General features: G+C 47.3%; 6 protein-coding genes. 1 reads left to right on the top strand and 5 read right to left on the bottom strand.

Annotated elements, in window-relative coordinates; genetic code table 11:
* Positions 1 to 235: 235 nt before the first annotated feature.
* From HPY28_RS24180 to groES, 3 genes are all read right to left on the bottom strand, one after another.
* Positions 236 to 1,018 carry an HAD family hydrolase gene (locus tag HPY28_RS24180; protein WP_174226295.1) on the bottom strand — a complete coding sequence of 261 codons (783 nt, stop codon included), beginning with the start codon at positions 1,016 to 1,018 and terminating at the stop codon, positions 236 to 238.
* Positions 1,019 to 1,246: 228 nt separating this feature from the next.
* Positions 1,247 to 2,878, bottom strand: coding sequence for a chaperonin GroEL (gene groL, locus HPY28_RS24175; RefSeq protein ID WP_017246591.1), 1,632 nt, complete (start codon positions 2,876 to 2,878; stop codon positions 1,247 to 1,249).
* A gap of 55 nt (positions 2,879 to 2,933) precedes the next feature.
* Complete coding sequence (gene groES, locus HPY28_RS24170; RefSeq protein ID WP_007721023.1) at positions 2,934 to 3,218, bottom strand: co-chaperone GroES; 285 nt, start codon at positions 3,216 to 3,218, stop codon at positions 2,934 to 2,936.
* 265 nt (positions 3,219 to 3,483) lie between these two features.
* Here groES and HPY28_RS24165 point away from each other — a divergent pair, with 265 nt between their 5' ends.
* On the top strand, positions 3,484 to 4,803 hold the full coding sequence (locus HPY28_RS24165; RefSeq protein WP_174231560.1) for a CAP-associated domain-containing protein: 1,320 nt from the start codon (positions 3,484 to 3,486) through the stop codon (positions 4,801 to 4,803).
* A 66-nt stretch (positions 4,804 to 4,869) separates the two neighbouring features.
* On the opposite strand, the gene HPY28_RS24160 is transcribed toward HPY28_RS24165, so the two are convergent.
* Together HPY28_RS24160 and tatC are read right to left on the bottom strand one after the other, a co-directional pair.
* On the bottom strand, positions 4,870 to 5,289 hold the full coding sequence (locus HPY28_RS24160; RefSeq protein WP_069852152.1) for a hypothetical protein: 420 nt from the start codon (positions 5,287 to 5,289) through the stop codon (positions 4,870 to 4,872).
* Between the two features lie 103 nt (positions 5,290 to 5,392).
* A complete protein-coding gene (tatC, locus tag HPY28_RS24155; RefSeq protein ID WP_017246594.1) occupies positions 5,393 to 6,169 on the bottom strand; it encodes a twin-arginine translocase subunit TatC in 777 nt (258 codons plus the stop codon).
* Positions 6,170 to 6,185: the final 16 nt, after the last annotated feature.

The raw sequence follows: 6,185 nt of genomic DNA, 5'->3' as shown, positions 1-6,185 counted from the left end.
GATAGACTCATTAACGCTTTCGCTGTTCAGTTTTCAAAGAGCATATCGTTCTTTTCTTTCATCGTTAGCGCTTGTGGCGCCGACCTTTTAAACTATATCAGGTCTTCTTTTGAAAATCAAGAGTTATTTTTAGAAGTTCGAAGTTTTTTTCATTCTCTCTAAAATTCCCTTCAAAAGCGACAAGAGTTATCATACCAAGCCGGCAGCAAAAACGCAAGCATTATTACCTAGAATTTTATCCCACCCCCTGTTCATCCAGAACAGACAGCAATTCTCCCATAGAACCAATCACAATTCGCGGCATGAAAAGCTCCGGAAGCTCTGACAATAATGGATTCTTGCACTCCCTCCTCCACTTCTCCAAACAGAACAAACGCATTCTGTGATCATTTGCACGCATCTGCGGTTGGAACATCAACAATTCCTCAGGCAATTTTCGCTCTATTAAAATAGAGGTTACATGACTGCGGTTAGCAAGTTGAATGTCATGATCCAAACGATCTCCTACATGAGCAATTACTTTTCCCTGCAGTTTTTGCAAAATAACTGGGTCTGGCTTGCCAGTACCAGCTCGTTCTGGCGTAATGATCTCATCAAAGTACTCCAGCAAGCCTAATGCCTCCATTACTGGTGCCTGAAACTTGTGGAATCCATTTGTGACCACTGCCAGCGAAAAGCCCCGCTTCTTTGTCTCCTCGAGCATCTGGAGAATCCCATCCTCGAGCAAATTAACCTTAGGCATTACAGAGTGTTTCCGAACCAGCGATTCAATATCAATCTTTTTTTCTATACTCAATGCATCACATCTACTAACAAGGATATCATCCCAATCATACGCTTCTACGTAGCGTTCTTGGGACATACGCCGCTCATGCTCGGTTACCATTTCTGAAACAATGTCGTGCTCTCTCCCCAATTGACCGGAGATTACACGCGCAATCTCCGGAAATACCCACGCTCCAAACGGGTTTTGCATCAAAGTTCCATCCAGATCAAAGCTAATCCAGCGTTTGCTCATTTTATCGCCCCCGACGTAAGTCCTTCGATAAATTGCTTGGAAGCAAATCATCGGCAATGAATAGTGTAAGCACGCTTAACGGAATGGTGCTAAAAGAAGTCATCCCACACTCCGATCAGATGAACTATCCTCACGATCGCCAGTTTCACATAAAGATCGCCAGTTTCACATAAAAAAGAGACAGACGATTTGTCTGCCTCTCTTTGAAGAAAACGGCGCGCCGCTTTCTTACATCATGCCCATACCGCCCATGCCACCCATATCTGGCATGCCCATAGGAGCTTTGTTTTCTTCTGGTTTGTCAGCAATTACTGCTTCTGTAGTCAGGAACATAGCCGCTACAGATGCAGCGTTGGACAGTGCGGAACGAGTAACTTTCGCCGCGTCAACGATACCAGCTTCGAGCATGTTTACATACTCTTCAGTAGCTGCGTTGAAACCAATGCCCACTGCTTCTTTTTTCAGACGCTCTACGATTACAGAACCTTCGAGTCCTGCGTTCGCAGCGATTTGACGAACTGGCTCTTCCAGGGAACGGAGTACGATTTGTACACCTACAGCCTCTTCGCCACCTACATTGATCGCTTCAACCGCTTTGATTGCGTTGATCAAAGTAGTACCACCACCAGGTACGATACCTTCTTCTACTGCTGCGCGAGTAGAGTTCAGAGCGTCCTCGATGCGGAGTTTTTTCTCTTTCAATTCGGTTTCAGTAGCTGCACCGACTTTGATTACTGCTACGCCGCCAGCCAATTTAGCCAGACGCTCTTGCAGTTTTTCACGATCGAAATCGGAAGTCGTATCTTCGATTTGTTGACGGATTTGGGTTACGCGGCCCTCGATGGAAGCCTTGTCGCCAGCACCTTCAACAACAGTTGTGTTTTCTTTTGTAACCACGATTTTACCAGCCCGACCCAATTGCTCCAGCTTAGTGGATTTCAGGTCCAGACCCAGCTCTTCCGTGATCACTTCGCCGCCAGTGAGAGCAGCGATGTCTTGCAGCATAGCTTTGCGGCGGTCGCCGAAGCCAGGAGCTTTAACCGCTACAGCTGTGAAGGTACCACGCAGTTTGTTCACTACGAGAGTAGCGAGCGCTTCGCCTTCAACATCTTCAGCGATGATCAAGAGAGGTTTGCCGCTTTGTACTACTTGCTCGAGTACAGGCAGAACTTCCTGGATGTTGGAGATTTTTTTGTCAGTGATCAGGATGTAAGGGTTGTTCAGAACCGCTTCCATCTTGTCAGTGTCAGTGATCATGTAAGGGGAAGCGTAGCCACGGTCAAATTGCATACCTTCTACTACTTCCAGTTCTGTTACGAATCCTTTGGATTCTTCAACAGTGATTACGCCATCTTTGCCCACTTTTTCCATTGCTTCAGCGATCAGGTTTCCTACTTCAGGATCATCAGCGGAAATAGCAGCTACTTGCGCGATTGAGGATTTGTTCTCAACCGGCTTCGCGATGGATTTGATTTCTTCTACAGCTGCACGAACTGCTTTTTCCATACCACGACGGATAACCATTGGGTTAGCGCCAGCAGTTACGTTTTTCAGACCTTCACGGATCATAGCTGCAGCAAGTACAGTTGCAGTTGTTGTACCGTCACCAGCGATGTCGTTGGTTTTGGTAGCAACTTCTTTAACCAGTTGCGCACCCATGTTTTCGTAAGCGTCTTCCAGCTCGATTTCTTTCGCAATGGTAACACCATCGTTCGTGATCAACGGAGAACCGAATTTTTTCTCAAGAACCACGTTACGGCCTTTTGGACCGAGGGTTACTTTAACCGCATTTGCCAAAGTTTCAACACCGCGGAGCATGGAGCGGCGAGCGTCTTCAGAGAATTTGACTTGTTTAGCCATCTAAACTCAACCTCCTGTTATGTGTTTATTCGTTCGACTTCCTATGTTAAGAGCCTTAACCGATGATCGCGAGGATATCGGATTCGCGCAGCACGAGGTATTCCTTGTTGTCTACCTTTACTTCAGTACCAGCGTATTTGGAGAAGATTACTTTATCGCCTTCTTTTACTTCCAAAGCGATGCGCTCACCGTTGTCAGCAACACGGCCAGAACCTACTGCGATTACGCGGCCTTCTTGCGGTTTTTCCTTTGCAGAATCAGGCAAAACGATACCGCTTGCAGTCGTTTCGTCTTTGGAGATAGCTTCGATTACCACACGGTCACCCAATGGCTTAAGCACTAAAAACACCCTCCTCAAAAAATGTAGGTAAACAATATTTCTGTTGTTAGCACTCGACTGTTATGAGTGCTAACACCCAATTCCTATAATAATGAATCACTATGTACTTTGCAAGTAGTTTCCCTCACTTTTTTCCATCTGCAACTGCTTGACCACTCTTCCTCCTATCAAATTGCACTCTCTAGCAAAAAGGTTCTAGTATTCGGACACGCTCATATAAATGAGACATAGAATCTGGCAAGCTCGCTAAGGAGGGAATTGTTCCATGCACAAATGGCTCTGGATTGGCTTAATTGCCCTGGGAGTCTTGGGAATCAGCCGTCTCTTCACTTCGGATACTACTTCCTTTATACGGGTCAACCTTAACCCCGCCTCCATCTATTGGGATGGCCGTGAAATTGTCGCAAGCGAAAAGCCCGGGTACTACACGGAGGAAGGCAAGGAAATACCAGCTTCCTTCGAATACGAAGGAACACTATATGTACCTCTGTCCATGATCAGTCGCCACTTGAATAAACCTATCGGTTGGGATGAAACTTCCCAAACTGCTTGGGTCGGTCATGCTCCTGTATTCACTATCGGACAGCCTGAAAAACAGACTACACCCGATGCGGTTCCTGCCTCTCTGCCGCTTCCACAAAAGGCTGCAACAACCAAACCACCTGCAGCACCCATTCGAGAGGAGAAGCCTAACACGATTTTTGACATAGCTCTCGGCATGTCTTCTGAGGAAGTACACAAGCGATTAGGTGAGCCCGCCCGCAAAGAGCCAAGCAGTCTCGGCTATCAATGGTGGGTGTACAATCGCGAGCCTGCCCGATACATGCAAGTCGGCATCGCAAATGACAAAGTCGTCGATGTGTACTCGCTCGCTCCGACAGCAAAGCTCGGAAACATCGGAGTCGGCACCAGCCAGCACTCACTCGAGCGTCAGTTGGCTGTACAAAACGTTGTTTCTTTCTCTTTTCAGGGGGCACAAATCCAAATTACCAATCAAAAGCAGCAACGCCCTCTCGTCATGAAAGACGGCACCCCCTACATCTATTACTTGGACAAGCAGAATGGCAACAAGGTCACCGCTGTACGTATGATGGATACGCAAATGCTATTGCGCGGTAGTTTTTACGAAACGAAATGGTCCTATCAAGGTCAGGCGCCCAATTTTGATCCCCCGCCGCTTCGTGTTGGTGAACGAGAACAGGTCAATGCTGCATCAGAGCGGCAAATCCTCGATCTGGTCAATATTTCCCGCTACCGATACAAGCTCCCGCCCCTTCAATGGAACGAAAAAGCTGCTGATGTGGCAAGAAAACACAGCATGGACATGGAGGGCAACAATTTCTTCGATCACATCTCTGCAACTACTGGGAGTAATCCATTTGACCGCATGAAAAGTGCCTCTCTCGCTTACAGCATGGCCGGTGAGAATATTGCAGCAGGCTATACGGATGCCATCGAAGCTCATGAAGGCTGGATGAACAGTCCAGGCCATCGCAAAAACGTACTCGAAAAAGGCTTTACCCAGTTAGGAGTGGGCGTATATACAGACTACTTCACTCAAACCTTCCTCACTCCCACGAAATAATCGAAAAGCCCGGTTCGTCGCTTTTTATGGACGACCGGGCTTATTTTTGCAAGAAGAAGCGCCACTTTACGGCAATTTCACTTGCTCCCTCAGATGGTCAACTTTTTCGGTAAACTCCACAACGACCGTCTCATATTCTTTCGTGTGCAGAATCAGCCACGGACGACGCTCCCCTTTTTTGGGCATGATGACAAACATATCTGCAATCATCGCATCGAGATTAGCGGATTTTAGTTTCATCGACTTTGGGGGAACTAACGGAATTTTCACGATCATGGCAGAATTCAACGATGGATTAAACTCTAAGACCCGCCCACTCACACTCTGCAAAATCTGCTGGGCTTCCTCCTGAAATCCAGCTGTATTTTCAAAGCTAGCCACAACACGCTGCTTGTCCGTATCAAACAGTTCGATAGGCTCTCCCAGCCCGGCGGCATGAGCAGTACTCCCTGAAAAGAGTAACGCCAAACATACGATCAGCCACACATTCAGCACCTCCCGAATCATAACGTCCGTAGTATTTCCCAATTTCTGCTGAAATACAAAAAAGTCCTCTGCCACTCGGGACAGAAGACTTTTCTCATGCTCGTTATTGAATGGGTTCGTTTGTTTCCAGACTGCCGTATTCTTGTTCCCACGCTTCTTGTTCTTTCAATTGCTTGCGATAAACAACACGGGATAGCCAAATGCTCAGCTCGTACAAAAGCAGCAAAGGAATGATCACAAGAATATCGCTGACAATCTCAGGAGGCGTCAAGGTAATCCCGACGACAGCCAGTGCAAAGTAAGCGTAGCGTCGTGCCTTTGCCAGCCTCATTGGATTGAGGATGCGCAGTCTCGTCAGGAACATGACGATAATCGGCAACTGGAACAGTATCCCGAACGGAATGACCATATTAAACATGAAGCCAAAGTATTGCGCGATTCCGTAGTTCGGGTCTGCACCCATCGATGCTGTAATACTGGTCATAAACTGCATGACCATCGGGAAAACGACGTAGTAGCCAAACAGGATACCAACGATAAACAGAAAACAAGCCGCCGGGATGAAATAAAGCGTCCCGCGCTTTTCCTGTACTTCCATCCCTGGCGAAACAAAACGCCAAACGTGATAAAGTGCTACAGGCAGTGTAATGACAGCGCCTACTATGAAGGCAACCTGCATGTAAACACGAAGTGCGTCTGACGGATGCAACGAGACAATGGGCACGCCATCCGCAATCGGTTCTTGCTTTAAATAATCCACGAGTGGACCGGCGAGGAAAAAACCGACGATCAATGCGACAATAAACACGGCCAGCACCCATATGATGCGCTTGCGCAGTTCCGTCAGGTGTTCTACCACTGTCATTTCCTGATCCTTCATGGTAACCACCAACCTT

The sequence above is a fragment of the Brevibacillus sp. HB1.2 genome (assembly GCF_013332495.1).
GTDB classification, from domain to species: domain Bacteria; phylum Bacillota; class Bacilli; order Brevibacillales; family Brevibacillaceae; genus Brevibacillus; species Brevibacillus porteri.
The sequence above is the reverse complement of the archived record's forward strand: the minus strand, read 5'-3'. Positions and strand labels throughout refer to the sequence as shown.